Below are 18,987 nucleotides of genomic sequence, written 5' to 3'. Positions count from 1 at the left end.
GGCCAGGGGAATGAATTCCCCTGGACCCCTTCTTTTTTCTGGCCAATCAGCCAAGCAGATCCACCACCAGATAGGTCACGGCGGCGACCAGGGCGGCGGCCGGCAAGGTCACCACCCAGGCGATCACGATATTGCCGGCAACGCCCCAGCGCACCGCGGAAGCGCGCCGCGCGGCGCCGACACCCACGATGGCACCCGTGATCGTATGCGTCGTCGACACCGGAATCCCCAGCCCCGTCGCCACGAACAGCGTGATCGCGCCGCCGGTCTCGGCGCAGAACCCCTGCATCGGCGTCAGCCGCGTGATCTTCGACCCCATCGTGTGCACGATGCGCCAGCCGCCCATCAGCGTGCCCAGCCCCATCGCCGTGTGGCAGGACAGCACCACCCACAGCGGCACATGGAACTCACCCCCCGTCATGCCTTGCGAATAGAGCAGCACGGCGATGATCCCCATCGTCTTCTGCGCGTCATTCCCGCCATGCCCGAGCGAGTAGAGCGAGGCCGAGACGAATTGCAGCATGCGGAAGCTGCTATCGACCACGAAGGGCGTCTGCCGCACGAAGACCCAGGACACCACCAGCACCAGCAGCAGCGACAGCAGCAGCCCGACCAGCGGCGACAGCACGATCGCCGCCAGCGTCTTGCCCAGCCCCGACCAGACGATCACCCCGAACCCGGCCTTCACCGTCCCCGCGCCCAGGATGCCGCCGACCAGCGCATGCGAGCTCGAGGAGGGGATGCCGAAGCCCCAGGTGATCAGGTTCCAGGCGATCGCCCCCATGAGGGCAGAAAAAATCACCGCCGGATCGATGATCCCCGCCTCGACGATCCCCGTCCCGATCGTGCCGGCCACATGCAGGCCAAAGAAAAGGAAGGCGATGAAGTTGAAGAAGGCCGCCCAGAGCACGGCATATTGCGGCCGCAGCACCCGGGTGGAGACGATGGTGGCGATGGCATTCGCCGCGTCATGCAGCCCGTTGAGGAAATCGAACAGCAGCGCCACGCCGATCAGCCCGATCAGCAGCGGCAGGGCGAGGGTGGCGTCCATGCCCGTCACACGTGCTCGACGACGATGGTCTCGATCTCGTTCGCCGCATCGTCGAAGCGGTCGACCGTCTTCTCCAGCAGGTCGAACACCTCCCGCGCCGCGATGAAGCGCAGCACCTGGTCGGGCTGCGCCTGGCGGAACAGCGCGGTGACGCCGGCATCGTGGATGTCGTCGGCCTCGCCCTCGACCTGGCGGATCGCCTCGCAGACCACGCCGATCGGCCCGGCATTGGCGCTGATCCGCGCCAGCAGCGGCACCGCCTCGCGCAGCAGCGTCGCCGCGCGCAGCACCTGGTCGCCCATCCGCTGGTAGTCGGCGTCGAACTCCGCCATCTCGAAGAAGACGATGGCCTTGGCGGTCTTCTTCATCTGGTCGACCGTGTCGTCCATCCGCCCGATCAGCGCCTGGATGTCGCCGCGGTCGAAGGGCGTGACGAAGGTGCGGCGCACCGCCTGCACCACCTCCCGCGTCACCGCATCGGCCTCATCCTCGGCGGCCAGCACGGCGGGGAAGTAGCGCTGCACCGCCTCGCCGCCCTCCAGCATGCCGCGCAGCGCCTCCGCCCCGCGCACCACGCAATCCGCATGGCGGGCGAACATCTCGAAGAACCGCTCCTCGCGCGGCATCAGCCGGCGGAACCAATGAAGCATGCGCGAGCTCTCCCGGCGCGGGTAACCGTACTGTCATGAATCGGTCATGTAAATCGACATGCACCCGATGTAATGCAATCGGAGGTTGTCCTTCCGACCGCCCTTCACCAAGCGCCTCCATAGCACTATTATGTCAGTTCGATGACAGATACCGCGAAGCCCATCCGGGACAAGACGTCGGTGGCCGACAAGACCCTGGGTGGCCGGCAATACGCCGCCCTGCCGCTGCGCCGGCAGGGCCCCGAGCTGCAGGTGATGCTGCTGACCAGCCGGCGCACCCGGCGCTGGGTGCTGCCCAAGGGCTGGGCCGAGCCCGGCCTCTGCCCGCATGAGCTCGCCGCCAAGGAGGCCTTCGAGGAGGCCGGGCTGCGCGGCCGCATGGAGCTGCTCTCTGTCGGCGAATACCATTACGACAAGGAATTGCGCGATGGCCGCTTCGTGCCCTGCACGGTCGGCGTCTTCCCGCTCTGGGTCGAGCACCAGCTCGAGGACTGGCCCGAGCGCGCCGAGCGCGAGACCGAATGGTTCAGCCTGGCCGAGGCCGCCGATCGGGTGATCGAGCCGGAGCTTGCCGTGCTGTTGCGCGACTTCAGCCTCTAGCCAGGCGGCCCCGAGGCTGGCGTGCTCTCCCCCGGTTGCCTTGCGCCGCCGCCGTTCCAGGTCGCGCGGCATGGCGGGCGCGCCGGTGCCGCTCCGGAACACCGCGAGGACCTCCTGGCCGAAGACTGGCCAGAGCCCCGCCAGCTCCCGCAGGAAAGCCGCCTGGCGCGGCTGCAGCGCGTCGCTTGCGAAGGATCGCCCCGCGCGGCGCCATCCTGACCAGGCTCTCGCCATCGCGCCCCGGCCAGGGCAGGCTGCGCCCCGACCGCAAGAAGGCGCCGCCCCGATGACCGACAGCTATTTCTACGAGCCCGCCAAAGGCCATGGCCTGCCGCACGACCCCTTCAACGCCATTGTCGGGCCGCGCCCGATCGGCTGGATTTCGACCAAAGGCACCGATGGTTCGCTGAACCTGGCGCCCTACAGCTTCTTCAACGCCTTCTGCTACACGCCGCCGATCATCGGCTTCTCCACGACGCATGCGCCGAAGGACAGCCTGCGCAACGCGCGGGAGACCCGGGAATTCGCCTGGAACCTGGTGACCCGCGACCTGGCCGAGGCGATGAACCTGACCTGCGCCCCGCTGCCCTATGGCCAGGATGAATTTGCCCATGCCGGGCTGACGCCGGTGGCCTCGCGGACCATCGCCGCGCCCCGCGTCGCCGAAAGCCCGGTCAGCTTCGAATGCAAGGTCTGCGACGTCATCGACCTGAAGGGCCATGACGGCCGCCCCGCCGCCGGCTGGCTGGTGCTGGCCGAGGTGGTGGCCGTGCATATCGCCAGCCACCTGCTGAAGGACGGCATCTACGACACCTTCAACTCCGGCGTCGTCATGCGCGCCGGCGGCCCGACCGCCTATGCCGCCATCGGCCCGGACAACCGCTTCGACATGGTGCGGCCGACGAAGTAGCGCTCAGCGCGCGGCGGGGGCGGGCCAGATGCCGGCATTCAGCCCGGCGAAGACTTTGGCCAATTCCTCCGCCGCCTCGCGCAGCACCGGCAGCAGCCGGGTGGCAGCATCGTCGCGGTCGATCGCCTCGCGCAGATACATCAGGTTGACCGCGGCGCGCGCCCGGCCGCCGACCATCACCGGCACGCCGATCGAGCTGGCCAGCCCGCTGTACTCTCGCAGCGCATAGGCCTCGTCCATCACGGCGAAGCCGTCCTCCCGGATCTTTGCGAACAGCGCCTCGGCGCGCCCGGGATGGCGGGCCGCGTCGTTCCAGGGCTCGGGCGAGCGCGCGGCGAGGGCCAGCGCCTGCGCCCGGTGCCCGTCATCGCTGAAGGCCAGGAAGGAAAGCCCGAGCGAGGTCGCCAGGATCGGCGCGCGATAGCCCTGGCGTCGTTCGAACAGGAAACGGCCCTCGCCGCGGCTGGTATGGGCCACCACCATGGCGTCGCCGTCGAAGACCGCGACATCGGACGGCCACCCCACCTGGCGCCGCAGCGCCGACATGATCGGCGAGGCGACCTCCCCCACCTCGCGATGCAGGACATAGCCGGCGCCGAGCTCCAGCGTCCGTCCCGTCGGGCGATACACCGCCTGCTGCCCGTCGCGGGTGACGAAGCCGGCATGCATCAGCGTCTCCAGCATGCGCACCACGGTCGGCTGGTTCAGCCCGGTCTGGCGGTGGATTTCCCGCACGCTGGCGACCGGCAGGCGGTTGACCGCCCGCAGCACCTCCAGCCCGCGCAGCAGGGCGGTGACCGGCTCATAGGAGGCCATGCACGTCCTTCTCCTGGCGGCGGCGCCGATTGGGGCTTCCCGCCGCGCCGCGCCCCATGCCATAGTTTGTCTGAAATAGAATTTCAACCAATGAAACGACCAGGGGAGAGAAGGCCGCATGGCCCAGGCGGAAGGCGATGGCGCGCGTCCGATGGCGTTGGCCGGGCTGAAGGTGCTGGACCTGTCGCGCGTGCTGGCGGCGCCCTGGGCCTCGCAGATCCTGGGCGACCTGGGCGCCGAGGTGCTGAAGGTCGAGCAGCCCGGCCGCGGCGACGACACCCGCCGCTGGGGCCCGCCCTTCGTGGAAGACACCGCCCCGCAACCCGACGCCGCCTATTTTTTCTGCGCCAACCGCAACAAGCAGTCGCTGGCCATCGACTTTTCCCAGCCGGAAGGTGCTGCGCTGGTGAAGCAGCTGGCGCTGCAGGCCGATGTGGTCGTGGAAAATTTCCGCGTCGGCGCGCTCGCCCGCTTCGGCCTCGATGCCGAGACGCTGCGCGCCGCCAATCCCCGGCTGATCTATTGCTCGGTCACCGGCTTCGGCCAGACCGGCCCTTACGCCAAGCGCGGCGGCTATGACTTCCTGATCCAGGGCATGTCCGGGCTGATGAGCATCACCGGCCGCCCGGAGGGCGTCGCCGGCGCCGGGCCGATGAAGGTCGGCCTGCCGGTCAGCGACCTGTTCACCGGCCTCTATGCCGCGGTCTCCATCCTGGCGGCGCTGAACCACCGCGCGGCGAGCGGGCAGGGGCAATGGCTGGATTGCGCGCTGCTCGACAGCCAGGTCGCCGTGCTGGTCAACCAGGCGATGAATTTCCTGGTCGGCGGCGCCGTGCCGCAGCGGCTGGGCAACGACCACCCCAATGTCGTGCCCTATCGCGACTTCGCCTGCAGCGACGACTATCTGCTCGTTGCCTGCGGTACCGACGGGCAATTCCAGGCGCTGTGCCGGCTGCTGGGCAAGCCCGAGATCGGCGCCGACCCGCGCTTCGCCAGCAATGCCGGCCGCAGCCGCGACCGCCGCGCGCTGGAGGTGCAGCTCGCCGCCGCCATCGCCCCCTGGAAGGCCGCGGATCTGCTGGCCGCCATGGCCGAGGCCGGCGTCCCTGGCGGCCCGATCCACTCCATCGACCAGATCCTGGCCAATCCGCAGATCGCGGCCCGCGGGCTGCTGCAATCGATGACGCGGGATGACGGCACGCCGGTCACCGTCATCGGCTTCCCGACGCAGTTTTCCGCGACGCCGCCGAGCTACCGCCTGGCGCCGCCGCGGCTGGGGCAGGACACGGCTGCCGTGCTGTCCGCCGCGCTGGGGCTGGATGCGACCGCCATCGCCGCCCTGGCGGCACGCGGCGTCATCGGGCTGGATCCGCTGGCGGCGGAGGCGCTGTCGTGATCGGCGCCCTGGCCCTCGGCAGCATCCCCGCCGCCGACGAAGCCTTTCGGGGAGAGATCCGCGACTTCCTGCGCGCGCGCATCCCGTCGATCGCCCCCGAGCGCCGGGCCCGCTCCTGGATGGGCTTCGATGCCGGCTTCAGCCGGGCGCTGGCCGGGCGCGGCTGGCTCGGCCTGACCTTCCCGGTGGAATATGGCGGCGCCGGCCGCGGCCCCTTCGCCCGCTATGTGCTGGTGGAGGAATTGCTGGCCGCCGGCGCCCCGGTCGCCGCGCATTGGATCGCCGACCGGCAAAGCGGCCCGCTGATCCTGCGCTTCGGCAGCGAGGCGCAGCGCCGCTTCCACATCCCGAAGATCGTTTCCGGCACTTCCTTCTTCTGCATCGGCATGAGCGAGCCCAATGCCGGCTCCGACCTGGCCAGCGTGACGACGCGCGCCGTGCCCGAAGGGAAGGGCTGGCGGCTGAACGGCGCCAAGATCTGGACCACCCACGCCCAGCACGCGCAGTTCATGATCGCGCTGGTCCGCACCTCCGGCAGCTCGGCCGACCGCCAGAATGGCCTGTCCCAGGTCATCGTCGACCTGTCGCTGCCGGGGGTCACCATCAACCCGATCCGCGACCTGGCCGGCGAGGCGCATTTTTCCGAAGTTGTCTTCGAGGACGTCCTGCTGGGCGAGGACGCGCTGATCGGCGCGGAAGGCGCCGGCTGGGCCCAGGTCAATGCCGAGCTCGCCTTCGAGCGCAGCGGCCCCGAGCGTATCTTTTCGTCTGCTGTCCTGCTGGATTGTTGGGCCAACTACCTGCGCGAGCGCGGCGCCGATGCCGGCACCGAACGCCTGCTGGGCCGGCTGCTGGCTGAGCTCGCCACCTTGCGGGCGCTGTCGGTGGCGGTCACGGCGCGGCTCGTGGCGGGAGACAGCCCCATCGTCGAGGCGGCACTTGTAAAAGACCTTGGCACCAGCTTCGAGCAGGCCATCCCGGCGCTGCTGACCGAGGCGCTGGGCGCCGACCCCGACGCCGCGCCGCCGCCCGGGCTGCTGCGGGTGCTGGCCTATACCGCGGCCATGGCGCCGTCCTATTCGCTGCGCGGCGGCACGCGCGAGATCCTGCGCGGCATGATCGCGCGCGGCATGGGGTTGCGCTGATGCAGGACCTGCTGGCCGAAGCCGCTGGCGAGCTGTTCTCCCGCCACTGCCCGCCGGCGCTGGTCCGGCGGCTGCGCGGCGGCGGCGCCGATGACGGGCTCTGGGCCAAGGTCGAGGAGGCCGGCTTCCTCGACGCGCTGCGCCCCGAGGCCGAGGGCGGCGCTGGCCTGACCCCGGCCGAATTCCTGCCGGTCCTGCTGGCCGCGGGCCGTTTCTCCGTGCCGCTGCCGATTGGCGAAACCGCTGTCGCCCGCGCTTTGCTCGGCGCCGCCACGCCGCCCGGCCCGGTGCTGATCGCCATGCCCGTCGAGGCCCCCCTGCAGGCCCGCATCCCGGCGCAGCGCCCGGCCGAATGGGCGATCCTGCCCGGCGATCTGTCGCTGTTGCCGCTGGCCGATGCCCAGGAAACCGGCGCCGCCGCGCCCTTCGAGCGCCGTCTGGAATGGCCCGAAGCCAGCATCGGCCAGAAGGTGCCGGAGGCCGATTGGCTGCTGCTCGGCGCCTGGCTGGAATCCGCCGCCATGGCGGGGGCGCTGGAAAAGATCCTGGAGTCCAGCATCGCGCATGCCACGGTGCGACAGCAGTTCGGCCGGCCCGTCGCCGGCTTCCAGGCGGTGCAGCAGCAGCTGTCGGTGCTGACGGAGGAAGTCTTCGCCGCGCGCATGGCGGCGCAGCTGGGCAGCCTGGGCGGCGGCGACGGGCCGCTGGGCCTGGACCGTGCCCGCGTCGCCGTGGCCAAGACCCGCATCGGCCTGGCGGCGCGCGAGGCCGCCGGCATCGCCCATGCCGTGCACGGCGCCATCGGCATCACCGAGGAGCTGGAGCTGCATCTGTCGACGTCGCGCCTGCTGCAGGGCCGCGCGCTCTATGGCAGCGCCGATTATTGGGCCGGCTGGCTGGGCCGCGCCTTTCTGGCCGAGGCGCCGGTGGACTTTGCCGGCACGCTTGATTTCGTGCGCCAGAAGCTGGCGCCGCAGGAGACGGCATGAGCGACTTTCTTCTCTTCGAGCGCGACGGCCCCATCGTCACCCTGACGATGAACGCCGCCGAGAAGCGCAACGCCCTGTCTATCGAAGGCGGCAGCACCGAGGCCTTCACCGAGGCCTGCGCCCGTATCGCCGCCGAGCCCGATGTGCGCGCCGTGATCCTGACCGGCGCCGGCAGCGCTTTCTCCGCCGGCGGCGACCTGAAGTCGATGCGCGCCCGCTACGGCATGCCGCCCGCCGAGATCCGCGACAGCTACCGCCGCGGCATCCAGAAGATCCCGCTGGCGCTGTATGAGCTGGACGTGCCGACCATCGCCGCGGTGAACGGCCCGGCCATCGGCGCCGGGCTCGACCTGGCCTGCATGTGCGACATCCGCATCGGCGCCGCATCGTCGTCCTATGCCGAAAGCTTTGTCAGTGTCGGCATCGTTCCTGGCGATGGCGGCGCCTGGCTGCTGCCGCGCGCCGTCGGCCAGAGCATGGCCGCCGAGATGGCCTTCACCGGCGACCGGCTGGATGCCGAGGCGGCGCTGGCCTGTGGCCTGATCTCCCGCATCGTCCCCGACGAGGAGCTGCTGCCCGCCGCCCGGGCGCTGGCCGGCCGCATCGCGCGCAACCCGCCCCAGGCGCTGCGCATGACCAAGCGGCTGCTGCGCGAAGGCCAGCACATGCGGCTGTCGTCCCTGTTGGAGCTCTCCGCCGCCTACCAGGCTTTGGCGCATTCGACCGAGGACCATCGCGAGGCGGTGGATGCCTGGTTCGACAAGCGCCGCCCTGAGTTCAAGGGCCGCTGACATGTCCGCTGGCCTCGGCACGCTGCCGCGGGTGATCGCGCTGCAGGGTGCGACGAATCTGCGCGACCTGGGCGGCTATGCCACCGCCGATGGACGCCGCATGCGTTTCGGCCTGGTGTTCCGTTCCGCGGCCCTCGCTGGCCTGACCGACGACGATCTGGCGACGGTCGGCGCGCTGGGGTTGAGGACGGTCTGCGACCTGCGCGGGCTGCACGAAGCCGAACGCGCGCCGAGCCGCTTGCCAGACGGCGTGACCGCTGTGCCGATGCCGATCGAGCCCACCGTCGGCGCCTCGCTGCGCGATATCCTGGAGCGCGGCCAGGCCACCGGCGAAGATGTCTTTTCGCTGCTGGCGCAGGCTTACACCGCCTATGCGACAGCGAAGCTGCCCGTCTATCGTGCGCTGTTCGCGACGATGCTGGAGGCGGATCGCCTGCCGCTGCTGTTCCATTGCTCGGCGGGCAAGGACCGCACCGGCTTCGGCGCCGCGCTGCTGCTGACCTTGCTGGGCGTGCCGCGCGCCACGGTGATGCAAGACTATCTGGCGACCAACGGGCTGTGGCGCAGCGAGCGCGTCTTCCCGCCCGGCACCGCGCCGGAGGTGGCGCAGACGCTGATGCGCGCCCATGCGCCGCTGCTGGAGGCCGCGCTGGAACGCGCGCTGTCGGGCCACGATTCGATCGACGATTTTGCCGAGGCCTCGCTGGGCCTCGATGCGACGCGGCTGCGCGCCCTACGACAAAAACTACTCGAATAACGGAGCGGGTCGCCACGCAGCGGCCGGCCCACAGGGAGGAGAAGAAAAGGATGCTGAGGAGGAAGCTTTTCGCGAGCCTGGCCGCCCTGCTGCTGGCCCTGCCCGCCGCGGCCGCCGATTTCCCGACGCGGCCGGTGACCATCATCGTGCCCTTCCCGCCGGGCGGGGCCACCGACGTCGCCGCGCGCATGATGGCCGAGGGCATGGCGCCGCTGCTCGGCCAGCCGGTGCTGGTCGACAACAAGCCCGGCGCGCAGACGGTGATCGGCGCCGAGGCCGTGGCCCGCGCCCAGCCCGATGGCCACACCATCCTGATGGCCTCGGGCACCACGCTGACGCTGAACCCGCTGCTGCCCGACCGCCTGCCCTACAAGTCGGAGGACTTTTCCCCGATCGTGCTGGTGACCAAGCTGCCCTTCGCGGTGGTGGTGCGCAACGGCCTGCCCACCACCATCGCCGACTTCGTCAAGCTGGCGCAGAGCCGCAACGGATCGATGAACTACGGTTCGAACGGGCCGACCAGCTTCAACAACCTGGCTGCCGTCGCCGTGCTGGAAGGCATGAAGATGCGCATGCAGGAAATCACCTATCGCGGCGATGCGCAGCAGCTCAACGACCTGATGGGCGGCACGCTGGATGTCATCGTCGTTGGCGGCAGCTCGGGCCTGGCGGCGCATCGCTCGGGCCGCGGCCGCATCATCGGCTGGACCGGCGAGGAGCGGCTGGCGGTGACGCCGGAAATTCCGAACTTCTCCGAGCTCGGCCCCGACATGGTGGTGCAGACCTGGTTCGGCCTGCTGGCGCCGGCGCGCACGCCGGCCGCCGCCATTAACCGCCTCAACGCCGTGGCGCTGCGTGCGCTGCAATCGACCGAGCTGCGCGACCGGCTGCTGGCCGAAGGACAATTCGTCGCCGGCGGCTCTCCGGATGACTTCGCGACCTTCCTGGCGCAGCAGGCCGAGCGCTGGCGGCCGGTGGTGGCGCGGCTGGCGGGCAAGCGCGAATGAGCAGCCGCATCCTGGTCGCCGGCGCGCTGGGCCTGGTCGGCCGCGCCGCGCTGCGCCATTATGAAGAGGCCGGCGTCGAGGTGATCGGCCTGTCCCGCCGCGCGCCGGATTTCGCGTCGACGGCAAAGTTCCTGTCCGTGGACCTTGCCGACGCGACGGCGACGAAGACGGCGCTGTCCGGCCTGGGCGTCACGCATCTGGTCTATGGCGCATTGCAGGAAATGCCCGACCTGCGCGGTGGCTGGCTGGCCACCGAGCAGATGGCGGTCAACCGCGCCATGCTGCGCAACTGCCTCGACGCGCTGGAAGGGCAGGGGCTGCGGCATGTCGCGCTGCTGCAAGGCACCAAGGCCTATGGCGTGCATCTCGGCCAGATGCCGATCCCCGGCAAGGAGGATGCGCCGCGCCACATCCATCCGAATTTCTACTGGGCGCAGGAAGACGACATCCGCGCGCGCCAGCCGGGCAGCGGCTGGGACTGGACCATCTTCCGGCCGCAGGCGGTGATCGGTCTGGCGCTGGGCAGCGCGATGAACCTGCTGACCGCGGTCGGCGCCTATGCCGCGATCAGCCGCGAGCTCGGCCTGCCGCTAGTCTATCCGGGCAAGGGCGACCGCATCACCGAGGTGACCGATGCGCGCATCCTCGCCGCCGCCATCGCCTGGGCTGGCGGCACGCCCGCGGCGGCGAACCAGATCTTCAACGTGACCAATGGCGACGCCATGACCTGGCGCGGCATCTTTCCTGTCGTGGCCAAGGTCTTCGGCATGGAGATGGGCGCGCCGCAGCCGATGTCGCTGCCGATCATCATGAGCGACAAGGCGCCGCTGTGGCAGCGCATGATCGAGCGCCATGGCCTGGCGCCGCACAGCCTGGAGACGCTGGTCGGCGCGTCCTGGCAATTCGCCGATTTCGCCTTCAGCCGCGAGGACCAGGTCGCCTCGCTGGTCAGCACCATCAAGATCCGCCAGGCCGGCTTCGGCGACTGCATCGACAGCGCCGCCATGCTGGAATGGTGGCTGCGGCATCTGCAGGAGTCGCGAATCCTGCCGCGCTGAGGAAGAGGATTGCCATCCGCGCTTCCGGCGCGGCACCATGCTCGACAGCGAACCGTACCGACAAGAAAACGGTCGCGCAGGAGGAGGTCCAGAGGATGACGTCTCGCAGGCAGTTGCTGCGGGTGACGGCGGCCGGTGCTTTCGTGCTGGCGGCCCCCGCCCGGCTTTACGCGGCCGATCCGATCAAGGTCGGCGCGCTGTTCCCGCTCAGCGGCGGCGCCGCGCCGCAGGGGCAGCACGTGACCCAGGCGATCGAGATCGCCGCGGCCATGGTCAACGAGGCCGGCGGCGTGCTGGGCCGTCCGGTGCAGATCATCAAGCGCGACGATGAATCGACGCCCGCTGTCGGCGTCAGCCGCGCCAACGAGCTGATCGCCGAAGGCGTGTCCGTCATCATCGAAGGCTGGAACAGCCCGGTGACGCTGGCGACGCAGACGGTGATCGCGCGCGCCGGCGTGCTGGACATCACCGCCGTGTCCAAGGCCGATCCGATCCTGACCGGCGGCGGAAATCCGCTGGCGGTGCGGCTGAATTCCTCCAACGCCCAGGATGGCCGCGTTATCGCCGAGCATCTGAAGGCGACGGGGGCGAAGCGCATCGCCTTCCTCACCCAGAACGACGCCTATGGCAATGGCGCCCAGGCCTCGATCGAGGCGCAGCTGCAGGCTATCGGCCATGTCTGGGAAAAGGTGGGCGAAGAGAAATTCCCCTTCGCCCAGGCCGATTTCCGCGTGGCGCTGACCAATGTGCGCGGCGCGAATGCCGATGCCGTGGTGGCGATCAACGCCAATGAAGGTTCTGGCCTGCCGGCGCTGATCCGCCAGGCGCGGCAGATGCGCATCCGCGGCGATTTCGTCACCGCCGTCGGCACCGTCGCGCCCAGCGTCATCAGCGTCGCGGGCGAGGCCGCCAATGGCATCATCGGCGCCGACATCTACTTTCCGAATGTCGAGCCCTTCGCCTCCAACCCGGTGAACCAGCGTTTCGTCAAGCGCGCCGAGGAATCGATCAAGTACACGCCGGACAAGTTCATGGCGCTGGGCGCCGCGGCGCTGCAGGTCTGGGCGGCGGCGGCGAATGAGCTGAAGACGCTGGAGCGCGAGGCCATCGCGCGGCGCATCCGCGGCGGCAGCTTCAAGGATACTGTCTTCGGCGATGTCTCTTTCAGCGCCGACGGGCAGATGCAGTCGAGCCACCATCTCTTCACCGTGAAGGACGGCAAGATCGAGGTTCGCACATGACCGGCGCCGGCACCGCCGGTCCGCTGCTGCGGGTCGAGGGGCTCGGCGTGCGCTACGGCGCGCTGGTGGCGCTGCAGGATGTCAGCTGGCAGGTGTCGGCCGGCGAGATCCTCGGCATCATCGGCCCCAACGGTGCCGGCAAGAGCTCCTGCTACGACGCGGCCACGCATCTGGCGATGCGCAGCGGCCGCGTCTGGCTGGAGGGCGTCGAGGTCACCGCCGTCCCGGCGCATGGCCTGGCGGCGCGGGGGTTGAAGCGCGCCTTCCAGCAGAATGCCTTCTTCGCCGGGCTGACGGTGCGCGACAACATGATCGCCGTGCTGCAGCGCGACGCCGGCAGCGGGTTGCTCGCCAGCCTGCTGCTGCCCTGGCGCGAGGCGCGGGCGCGCGCCGCGCTGGAGCAGGAAGCCGCGGCGCTGCTCGAGGAGTTTGGCGTGCCGCGCGGCATGCATGCGCTGCGCCCGGGCAACATCCCCTATGGCAGCCAGCGCATGCTGTCCATCGCGCTCGCCTGGGGCCGCGGCGCGCGGGTGCTGATGCTGGACGAGCCGGCGGCGGGCCTCGGCGGCGCCGACATGGCGCGGCTGGCCACGCTGCTGCGGCGCCTGCGCGACCGCGGCGCGGCGCTGGTGGTGATCGAGCATCATATGGACCTGATCATGCAGCTGGCCGACCGCATCGTCGTGCTGGAGCAGGGCCGCATGCTGGCCAGCGGCACGCCGCGCGAGGTCCAGGCCGATGCGCGCGTGCTCGAAGCCTATCTGGGACGCGCCGCATGACGCCGCTGCTGGAAGCGCGGGGCTTGCGCGTCGCCTATGCCGGGCATCGCGCGCTGGAGATCCCGCACCTGGTGCTGGCGCCGGGCGAGCTGGTCGGCGTGGTCGGCGCCAATGGCGCGGGCAAGTCGACGCTGGTCAATGCGCTGCTCGGCTGGTCGCGCGGCAAGCCGCGCATCGATGGCGAGGTCTTCGTGCGTGGCGAGGATGTCTCGGCCATGCCCACCCATGCGCGGGTGGCGCGCGGGCTGTCGCTGGTGCCGGAAGGCGGCGCCGTCTTCATGCGGCTGACCGTCGAGGAAAATCTCGCGGCGGCCGGCCCGCTGGATGGCAGCGACCGCCCCGCCCACTCGCTGGACGAGATCTATGCGCTGTTCCCGCGACTGAAAGAACGACTGCATCACCTGGCCTCGGCGCTGTCGGGCGGCGAGCGACAGATGCTGGCCATCGCCCGCGCGCTGCGTCTCGGGCCCTCGGTGCTGCTGCTCGACGAGCCCTCGATCGGCCTGGCGCCGAAGCTGGTGACCGAGGTGCTGCGCCAGGTGCGCAGCCTGGTCGGCCCGAAGCTTTCTGTTCTTCTGGTCGAGCAGAATCTGCGTGCCGCCATCGAGGTTGTCGACCGCCTGGTGCTGCTGGAGCGCGGCCGCATCCTGGCGGAAGGCCCGGTCGCCACCATGCGCGACGATCCGCGAATCCTGCAGGCCTATCTCGGGGAGGCCGTGGCATGAACCTGCTGCAGCATCTGATCAACGGGCTGATCCTCGGCCATGCCTATGCGCTGGTCGCCATCGGCTGGACCGTGCTGCTTGGCGTCGCGCGGCTGGTCAATTTCGGGCATGGCCAGATCTACATGCTCGGCGCCTTCGTCACCTGGTGGGCGGTGGCGCGGCTCGGCCTGCCCTATCCGCTGGCCATTGCCGTCGCCATCGGCGCCGGGCTGCTGCTGGGGCTGATCATGCAGGCGGCGATGCTGCGCCTGACCTTCGAGCAGGACCTGGTCTCGATCATGATCGTCACGCTGGGCTTCGGCCATGTGATGCGCGGCGTCGCCGGCCTGGTCTTCGGCGGCAACCCGCAGGTGCTGGAGACGCCGCTGAGCTTCATCGACTTCGAGCTCGGCGGCGCCTGGGTCACCGCGCAGGACCTGATGATCATCGTCACCGCCATCGCCGTTTTCGCGCTGCTTCGCTTCGGGCTGGAGCGTGGCGCGCTGGGTCGCACCGCGCGCATGGTGGCGGAAGATCCGAAGCTGGCGCAGCTGGCCGGCATCGATGTCCGCCGCGTTTATTTTTCTGTTTTCGCCTTCGAAGGGGCGGCCGTCGCGTTGGCCGCCGCACTGGTGGCGCCACGCACGCCGATCCTGACCAATATCGGCTTCGAAGAGGTGATCATCACCTTCGTCGTCGTCGTGCTCGGCGGCATCGGCTCGGTCGGCGGCTCCTATGTCGCGGGCGTGGCGCTGGGCATGTTCACCGCGCTGTTCGGCGGCTTCGTCTCGCCGGCCTATGCCAGCACCGCGGCCTTCGGGCTGCTGATCCTGGTGCTGGTTCTGCGGCCGGGCGGCTTCGCCCTCGGCGCGAGGGCCGGGCGATGAGCGGTCCGCTCCGCCTCGCGGGTCTGCTGGTCGCGGCCGCGCTGCTGTTCCTTCTGCCCGGGCAGGTGCCGGCGCTGCATGGCGCATTCACCATCATCGCCATCCTTGCTGTCGCAGCCTATGGCCTCGACATCGTGCTGTCCGATCTCGGCGAGGTAAGCCTGGCGCATACCGTCTTCTTCGCGGCCGGCGCCTATGCCACGGGGCTGCTGGCGACGCGTGCCGGCGCAGGGTCCTGGACGACGCTGGGCGCCGCGCTGCTGGCGGGCGTCGCCATCGCCCTGCTGCTCGGGCTGATCACGCTGCGGCTGCGCGAATTTGTCTTCTCGCTCGTCACCTATGCGGCGACGGTGGTGGCGGCGGCGCTGGCGCATAACTGGAACTTCCTCGGCGGCTCCGATGGGGTTTCGGGCATTCCGACCTTCGACCTGTCGATCGGGCCGCTGCGGCTGACGGCGCGCAACGATGCCGAGCTCTGGCCCTTCGCCTTCGGCCTGCTGCTGATCACGCTCTATGCGGTGCGGCAGTTCCGCCGCTCGCGCCCCGGCGCCATGGCGATGATGGTGCATCTCAACCCGCGCCTGGCCACCATGTCGGGCATCGATGTGCGCCGCGTGCGGCTCGGCATCTTCGTGTTGTCGGCGCCGTTCAGCGCGGCGGCGGGGTGGCTCTACGCCTATCAGCGCGCCTATGTCGGGCCGGATCTGTTCGAGACCTATTTCCTCGTGCTGATGCTGACGGCGGTGGTGATCATCGGCAAGCGCATGCTGCTCGGCCCGCTGCTGGGCACGGCGCTGATCATCGGCCAGGAGCGTTTCCTGTCGTTTGGCGGCGACGTCAACGCCGTCATTCTCGGCGGCGCGTTGATCGTGGCGCTGGCCTTCCTGCCGGGCGGGCTCGCCTCGGCCTTCACCCTGCTCTTCGCCCGCCTGAGGCCGCCGGCGCTGCCCAGCGCGGCCATGGGCAAGGAATCTCCGTGAGGAACCCGCCGATGCCTGAGAGCCAGCCCGCGCCGCGCCGCGCCCTCTACCGCCATGCCGATCTGCGCGCGCTGCTGGACCCGCAGAGCATCGCCATCGTCGGCGCCTCGGCCCGGGCGGGCTCCTTCGGCGAGCGCACCATGCGCAACCTGGCGGGCTTCTCCGGGCAGCTGCATCTGGTCAACAGCCGCTACGACAAGATTGGTGATCTTCCTTGCCACGCCTCGATCGCCGCCTTGCCGGGGGTGCCCGATCTGGTCGTGGCCGCGACACCGATGGAGGCGGCGGAGGGCGTGCTGCAGGATTGCATCGCCGCCGGGGTCGGCGCGCTGCTGCTTTATGCCGCGGGCTTCTCCGAGACCGGCTGGCCTGAGCGCATCGCGCTGCAGGCGAAGCTGGTCGGCATGGCGCAGCGCGGCGGGGTGAAGCTGGTCGGGCCCAATTGCATCGGGCTGGTCGATTACGCGCGCGGCGCCAAGATCAGCTTCGTCGCCGTGCCGCAGCCGGCGACGCCGCCAACGCGGCCGGCCATCGGCATCGTCAGCCAGTCGGGCAATCTCGGCTTCGCGCTGGCCCAGGCGGTGGAGGCCGGCATGTCGATCGGCCGCGTGCTGACCTGCGGCAATTCCGCCGATGTCGATGTCGCCGACCTGGTCGCCGCGCTGGCCGAGGATCCTGCCTGCTCCGCCATCGCTTTGATCTTCGAGGGCATGGCCGCGCCGCGGCGGCTGATCGAGGCGGCGGAAATCGCCTGGGCGCAGGACAAGCCGCTGGTGGTCTATAAGCTGGCCACCGGCGAGCAGGGGGCGCAGGCGGCGCTGTCGCATACCGGGTCGCTGGCGGGGTCGGACGCCACCTATCGCGCCGCTTTCGCGCGCGCCGGCATGGTGCTGGTCGAGGGATTCGAAGGGTTGCTGGAATGCGCCAGCTTCCTGGCCAAGGCGCCGTCGCCGCGGGCGGCGGGCGTCGCGGTGGTCTCGACATCCGGCGGCTCCGCGATCATGGCGGCGGATCGGGCGGAGGTGCGCGGCGTGACGCTGCCGCAGCCAGGTGCTGAGGCCCAGGCCGTGCTGGCGGCGCGCATTCCGGATTTCGGCTCGGCGCGCAACCCTTGCGATGTCACCGCGCAGGTCTTGAACGATCCGGAATCGCTGCGCGCCTGCGCTGGCGCCTTGCTGGCCGATCCGGCCTATGGCGCGTTGATCCTGCCGAACGGCTATGCCTATGACGTGGCGACGCCGCGCTTCGCCATGCTGGGCGAGCTGGCCGAGAAGCACCAGAAACCCGCCTGCGTCGTCTGGACCACGCAATGGCTGGAAGGCCCCGGCGCGCGCGAGGCGGAGGCGGAGCCGCGCGTCGCCCTGTTCCGCTCGATGGACCGGTGCCTGGCCGCCATCGCCGCCTGGCAGGCGCGCGCGGCCTTGCGCGCCGAAGGGCCGCGGCAGGTGGAACGTCTCGCCACCCCCGAGGCGGCGTCGCGCGCCGCCGCGCTGCTGCAGGCCGCCGGCCCGGTGCTGACGGAGCGCGAGGCCAAGGCGGTGTTGGCCGAGTATGGTGTGCCCGTCGTCGAGGAAGTTCTGGTCACTGACGCGGAGGAAGCCATCCGCGCGGCCGAGCGAACCGGCTATCCGGTGGTGATCAAGGTCGAGAGCCCGGCTCTACCGCACAAGACCGAGGCGGGCGTCATCCGCCTGAACATCGGCGATGCGCAGGCGCTGCGCGCTGCTTTCGCCGAGGTCATGGCCAATGCGCGCCGCGCCACCACCGACGACCAGATCAACGGCGTTCTCATCCAGCCCATGGTGCCGCAGGGCATCGAGATGGTCATCGGCGCGCGGCGTGATCCGTTGTTCGGTCCCACGGTCGTGGTCGGGCTGGGTGGCATCCTCGTTGAATTGCTGCGCGACAGTGCCGTCGCGTTGGCGCCGGTGACACGGACCGAGGCGCGGCGGCTGCTCGAAGGGTTGCGCGGCGCGGAGCTGCTGAAGGGCTTTCGCGGCATGCCGGCGGTCGACATGGAGAAACTGGCGGACGTCGTGCAGCGCGTGGCGGAGCTCGCCGCCGACCAGGCCGCGCAGATCGCCGAGATCGACGTCAATCCGGTGATCTGCCACGGCGCGCGGCTGCTGGCCGTCGATGCGCTTATTGCGCGGGAGGCGGCGCCGCATGGGTGAGCAGCACCAGCTTGCCCGTCGCCTGCCGCGCCGCCAGCCGTTCCAGCGCGGCGACCGCCTGGGCCAGCGGGAAGCTTTCCGAGACAAGCGGTGCCAGCCGGCCCTCGGCCACCCAGGCGAAGAGCTCGGCCAGCAGCGCCAGCTGCGCTGCCTTCTCGCGGCGGGCGAAGTCGCCGTAGAAGACGCCGGTGATGCTGCAGCCTTTCAGCAGCGCCAGGTTGAAGGCCAGGCGCGGGATCTCGCCGCTGGCGAAGCCCACGACCAGGTAGCGGCCGCGCCAGGCGATGGAGCGCAGCGCCGGCTCGGCCACCGCGCCGCCGACCGGATCGAAGACCACGTCGGGGCCGCGGCCCTCCGTCAGTCCGCGCAGCGCCTCGCGCCAGTTCGCGTCGGTGTAGTCGACCACGGCATCGGCGCCGGCGGCGAGGCAGGCCTGGCGCTTGGCCTCGCTGCTGGCAGCGGCGATGACGCGGGCGCCCAGCAGCTTTCCCAGCTGGATCGCGGCCATGCCGGTGCCGCCGGCGGCACCCAGCACCAGCAGCGTCTCGCCGGGCCGCAGCGCGCCGCGGTCGCGCAACCCGTGCAGCACGGTGCCATAGGCGAGGCAGACCGCGGCGGCGGCGACGGGCTCGACGCCATCGGGCACCGGCACCAGGCTGGCGGCGTCCAGCACCACCTCCTCGGCGAAGCCGCCATAGGTCATCAGCGCGGCGACGCGGCTGCCGATGGCCGGCGCCAGCACGCCTTCGCCCAGCGCCGCCACGGTGCCGCAGATCTCGCCGCCGGGCGCAAACGGCAAAGAAGGCTTCTGCTGGTACTTGCCCTCCACCAGCAGGATATCCGGGAAATTCACGCCGCAGGCCTCGACGCGCACCAGAACCTGGCCGGGGCCGGGGACGGGGCTGTCGATCTCCTGCAGGGTCAATTGGGATGGCGGGCCATAGGCCTCGCAGAGAATGGCTTTCATGGCGGGGTTCCTCCGGGAAGAACCCTGGCGCCGGCTTGCCAGAGAGCGCAAGCCCGTGCAGCACTGCATCGACAATGAATCAGGC

General features: G+C 70.4%; 19 protein-coding genes. 15 read left to right on the top strand and 4 right to left on the bottom strand.

Going from position 1 to position 18,987, the window contains the following annotated elements:
- Positions 1 to 46: 46 nt before the first annotated feature.
- Together GVN67_RS01970 and GVN67_RS01965 are read right to left on the bottom strand one after the other, a co-directional pair.
- On the bottom strand, positions 47 to 1,051 hold the full coding sequence (locus tag GVN67_RS01970) for an inorganic phosphate transporter (RefSeq protein ID WP_159992588.1): 1,005 nt from the start codon (positions 1,049 to 1,051) through the stop codon (positions 47 to 49).
- Positions 1,052 to 1,056: 5 nt separating this feature from the next.
- A complete protein-coding gene (locus GVN67_RS01965; RefSeq protein ID WP_159992587.1) occupies positions 1,057 to 1,701 on the bottom strand; it encodes a DUF47 domain-containing protein in 645 nt (214 codons plus the stop codon).
- Between the two features lie 180 nt (positions 1,702 to 1,881).
- Between GVN67_RS01965 and GVN67_RS01960 the strand changes: the two genes are divergently transcribed.
- Together GVN67_RS01960 and GVN67_RS01955 are read left to right on the top strand one after the other, a co-directional pair.
- On the top strand, positions 1,882 to 2,301 hold the full coding sequence (locus tag GVN67_RS01960; protein WP_235034899.1) for an NUDIX hydrolase: 420 nt from the start codon (positions 1,882 to 1,884) through the stop codon (positions 2,299 to 2,301).
- A 286-nt stretch (positions 2,302 to 2,587) separates the two neighbouring features.
- Entirely contained in the window at positions 2,588 to 3,211 is a 624-nt protein-coding gene (locus GVN67_RS01955; RefSeq protein ID WP_159992585.1) for a flavin reductase family protein, read from the top strand.
- A gap of 3 nt (positions 3,212 to 3,214) precedes the next feature.
- On the opposite strand, the gene GVN67_RS01950 is transcribed toward GVN67_RS01955, so the two are convergent.
- A complete protein-coding gene (locus GVN67_RS01950) occupies positions 3,215 to 4,027 on the bottom strand; it encodes a helix-turn-helix domain-containing protein (RefSeq protein WP_159992584.1) in 813 nt (270 codons plus the stop codon).
- Between the two features lie 118 nt (positions 4,028 to 4,145).
- Between GVN67_RS01950 and GVN67_RS01945 the strand changes: the two genes are divergently transcribed.
- From GVN67_RS01945 to GVN67_RS01885, 13 genes are all read left to right on the top strand, one after another.
- Positions 4,146 to 5,423, top strand: a complete 1,278-nt coding sequence (locus tag GVN67_RS01945; RefSeq protein ID WP_159992583.1) for a CaiB/BaiF CoA-transferase family protein — start codon at positions 4,146 to 4,148, stop codon at positions 5,421 to 5,423.
- On the top strand, positions 5,420 to 6,568 hold the full coding sequence (locus tag GVN67_RS01940; RefSeq protein ID WP_159992582.1) for an acyl-CoA dehydrogenase family protein: 1,149 nt from the start codon (positions 5,420 to 5,422) through the stop codon (positions 6,566 to 6,568). The genes GVN67_RS01945 and GVN67_RS01940 overlap by 4 nt, the downstream gene beginning before the upstream one ends.
- Positions 6,568 to 7,557, top strand: a complete 990-nt coding sequence (locus GVN67_RS01935; RefSeq protein ID WP_159992581.1) for an acyl-CoA dehydrogenase family protein — start codon at positions 6,568 to 6,570, stop codon at positions 7,555 to 7,557. The genes GVN67_RS01940 and GVN67_RS01935 overlap by 1 nt, the downstream gene beginning before the upstream one ends.
- On the top strand, positions 7,554 to 8,348 hold the full coding sequence (locus GVN67_RS01930) for a crotonase/enoyl-CoA hydratase family protein (RefSeq protein WP_159992580.1): 795 nt from the start codon (positions 7,554 to 7,556) through the stop codon (positions 8,346 to 8,348). The genes GVN67_RS01935 and GVN67_RS01930 overlap by 4 nt, the downstream gene beginning before the upstream one ends.
- A gap of 1 nt (position 8,349) precedes the next feature.
- On the top strand, positions 8,350 to 9,105 hold the full coding sequence (locus GVN67_RS01925) for a tyrosine-protein phosphatase (RefSeq protein ID WP_159992579.1): 756 nt from the start codon (positions 8,350 to 8,352) through the stop codon (positions 9,103 to 9,105).
- 50 nt (positions 9,106 to 9,155) lie between these two features.
- Positions 9,156 to 10,112 (top strand): tripartite tricarboxylate transporter substrate binding protein, encoded by a 957-nt coding sequence (locus tag GVN67_RS01920; protein WP_159992578.1) that lies wholly within the window; start codon positions 9,156 to 9,158, stop codon positions 10,110 to 10,112.
- Entirely contained in the window at positions 10,109 to 11,170 is a 1,062-nt protein-coding gene (locus tag GVN67_RS01915) for an SDR family oxidoreductase (RefSeq protein ID WP_159992577.1), read from the top strand. The genes GVN67_RS01920 and GVN67_RS01915 overlap by 4 nt, the downstream gene beginning before the upstream one ends.
- Before the next feature lie 95 nt (positions 11,171 to 11,265).
- Positions 11,266 to 12,411, top strand: a complete 1,146-nt coding sequence (locus GVN67_RS01910) for an ABC transporter substrate-binding protein (RefSeq protein ID WP_159992576.1) — start codon at positions 11,266 to 11,268, stop codon at positions 12,409 to 12,411.
- A complete protein-coding gene (locus tag GVN67_RS01905) occupies positions 12,408 to 13,190 on the top strand; it encodes an ABC transporter ATP-binding protein (RefSeq protein WP_159992575.1) in 783 nt (260 codons plus the stop codon). The genes GVN67_RS01910 and GVN67_RS01905 overlap by 4 nt, the downstream gene beginning before the upstream one ends.
- Positions 13,187 to 13,915: an ABC transporter ATP-binding protein gene (locus GVN67_RS01900; RefSeq protein ID WP_159992574.1), complete on the top strand. Its 729-nt coding sequence runs from the start codon at positions 13,187 to 13,189 to the stop codon at positions 13,913 to 13,915. Before GVN67_RS01905 ends, GVN67_RS01900 begins: the two co-directional genes overlap by 4 nt.
- Positions 13,912 to 14,781, top strand: coding sequence for a branched-chain amino acid ABC transporter permease (locus GVN67_RS01895; RefSeq protein ID WP_159992573.1), 870 nt, complete (start codon positions 13,912 to 13,914; stop codon positions 14,779 to 14,781). The genes GVN67_RS01900 and GVN67_RS01895 overlap by 4 nt, the downstream gene beginning before the upstream one ends.
- A complete protein-coding gene (locus tag GVN67_RS01890) occupies positions 14,778 to 15,761 on the top strand; it encodes a branched-chain amino acid ABC transporter permease (protein ID WP_159992572.1) in 984 nt (327 codons plus the stop codon). The genes GVN67_RS01895 and GVN67_RS01890 overlap by 4 nt, the downstream gene beginning before the upstream one ends.
- A gap of 11 nt (positions 15,762 to 15,772) precedes the next feature.
- Complete coding sequence (locus GVN67_RS01885) at positions 15,773 to 17,935, top strand: acetate--CoA ligase family protein (RefSeq protein WP_159992571.1); 2,163 nt, start codon at positions 15,773 to 15,775, stop codon at positions 17,933 to 17,935.
- Here the strand turns inward: GVN67_RS01885 and GVN67_RS01880 are convergent.
- Positions 17,904 to 18,902: an NADPH:quinone oxidoreductase family protein gene (locus GVN67_RS01880; protein ID WP_159992570.1), complete on the bottom strand. Its 999-nt coding sequence runs from the start codon at positions 18,900 to 18,902 to the stop codon at positions 17,904 to 17,906. The genes GVN67_RS01885 and GVN67_RS01880 overlap by 32 nt on opposite strands.
- Between the last annotated feature and the right edge of the window lie 85 nt (positions 18,903 to 18,987).

This window comes from Roseomonas sp. 18066 (genome assembly GCF_902706185.1).
GTDB lineage: Bacteria > Pseudomonadota > Alphaproteobacteria > Acetobacterales > Acetobacteraceae > Pseudoroseomonas.
This window is presented reverse-complemented; position numbering and strand designations above follow the sequence as displayed.

Coding starts and splice junctions, on each gene's coding strand:
- GVN67_RS01970 (WP_159992588.1), bottom strand. CDS start 1,051: ATGGACGCCACCCTCGCCCTGCCGCTGCTGATCGGGCTGATCGGCGTG.
- GVN67_RS01890 (WP_159992572.1), top strand. CDS start 14,778: ATGAGCGGTCCGCTCCGCCTCGCGGGTCTGCTGGTCGCGGCCGCGCTG.
- GVN67_RS01905 (WP_159992575.1), top strand. CDS start 12,408: ATGACCGGCGCCGGCACCGCCGGTCCGCTGCTGCGGGTCGAGGGGCTC.
- GVN67_RS01910 (WP_159992576.1), top strand. CDS start 11,266: ATGACGTCTCGCAGGCAGTTGCTGCGGGTGACGGCGGCCGGTGCTTTC.
- GVN67_RS01915 (WP_159992577.1), top strand. CDS start 10,109: ATGAGCAGCCGCATCCTGGTCGCCGGCGCGCTGGGCCTGGTCGGCCGC.
- GVN67_RS01895 (WP_159992573.1), top strand. CDS start 13,912: ATGAACCTGCTGCAGCATCTGATCAACGGGCTGATCCTCGGCCATGCC.
- GVN67_RS01945 (WP_159992583.1), top strand. CDS start 4,146: ATGGCCCAGGCGGAAGGCGATGGCGCGCGTCCGATGGCGTTGGCCGGG.
- GVN67_RS01965 (WP_159992587.1), bottom strand. CDS start 1,701: ATGCTTCATTGGTTCCGCCGGCTGATGCCGCGCGAGGAGCGGTTCTTC.
- GVN67_RS01925 (WP_159992579.1), top strand. CDS start 8,350: ATGTCCGCTGGCCTCGGCACGCTGCCGCGGGTGATCGCGCTGCAGGGT.
- GVN67_RS01955 (WP_159992585.1), top strand. CDS start 2,588: ATGACCGACAGCTATTTCTACGAGCCCGCCAAAGGCCATGGCCTGCCG.
- GVN67_RS01900 (WP_159992574.1), top strand. CDS start 13,187: ATGACGCCGCTGCTGGAAGCGCGGGGCTTGCGCGTCGCCTATGCCGGG.
- GVN67_RS01920 (WP_159992578.1), top strand. CDS start 9,156: ATGCTGAGGAGGAAGCTTTTCGCGAGCCTGGCCGCCCTGCTGCTGGCC.
- GVN67_RS01880 (WP_159992570.1), bottom strand. CDS start 18,902: ATGAAAGCCATTCTCTGCGAGGCCTATGGCCCGCCATCCCAATTGACC.
- GVN67_RS01935 (WP_159992581.1), top strand. CDS start 6,568: ATGCAGGACCTGCTGGCCGAAGCCGCTGGCGAGCTGTTCTCCCGCCAC.
- GVN67_RS01950 (WP_159992584.1), bottom strand. CDS start 4,027: ATGGCCTCCTATGAGCCGGTCACCGCCCTGCTGCGCGGGCTGGAGGTG.
- GVN67_RS01930 (WP_159992580.1), top strand. CDS start 7,554: ATGAGCGACTTTCTTCTCTTCGAGCGCGACGGCCCCATCGTCACCCTG.
- GVN67_RS01885 (WP_159992571.1), top strand. CDS start 15,773: ATGCCTGAGAGCCAGCCCGCGCCGCGCCGCGCCCTCTACCGCCATGCC.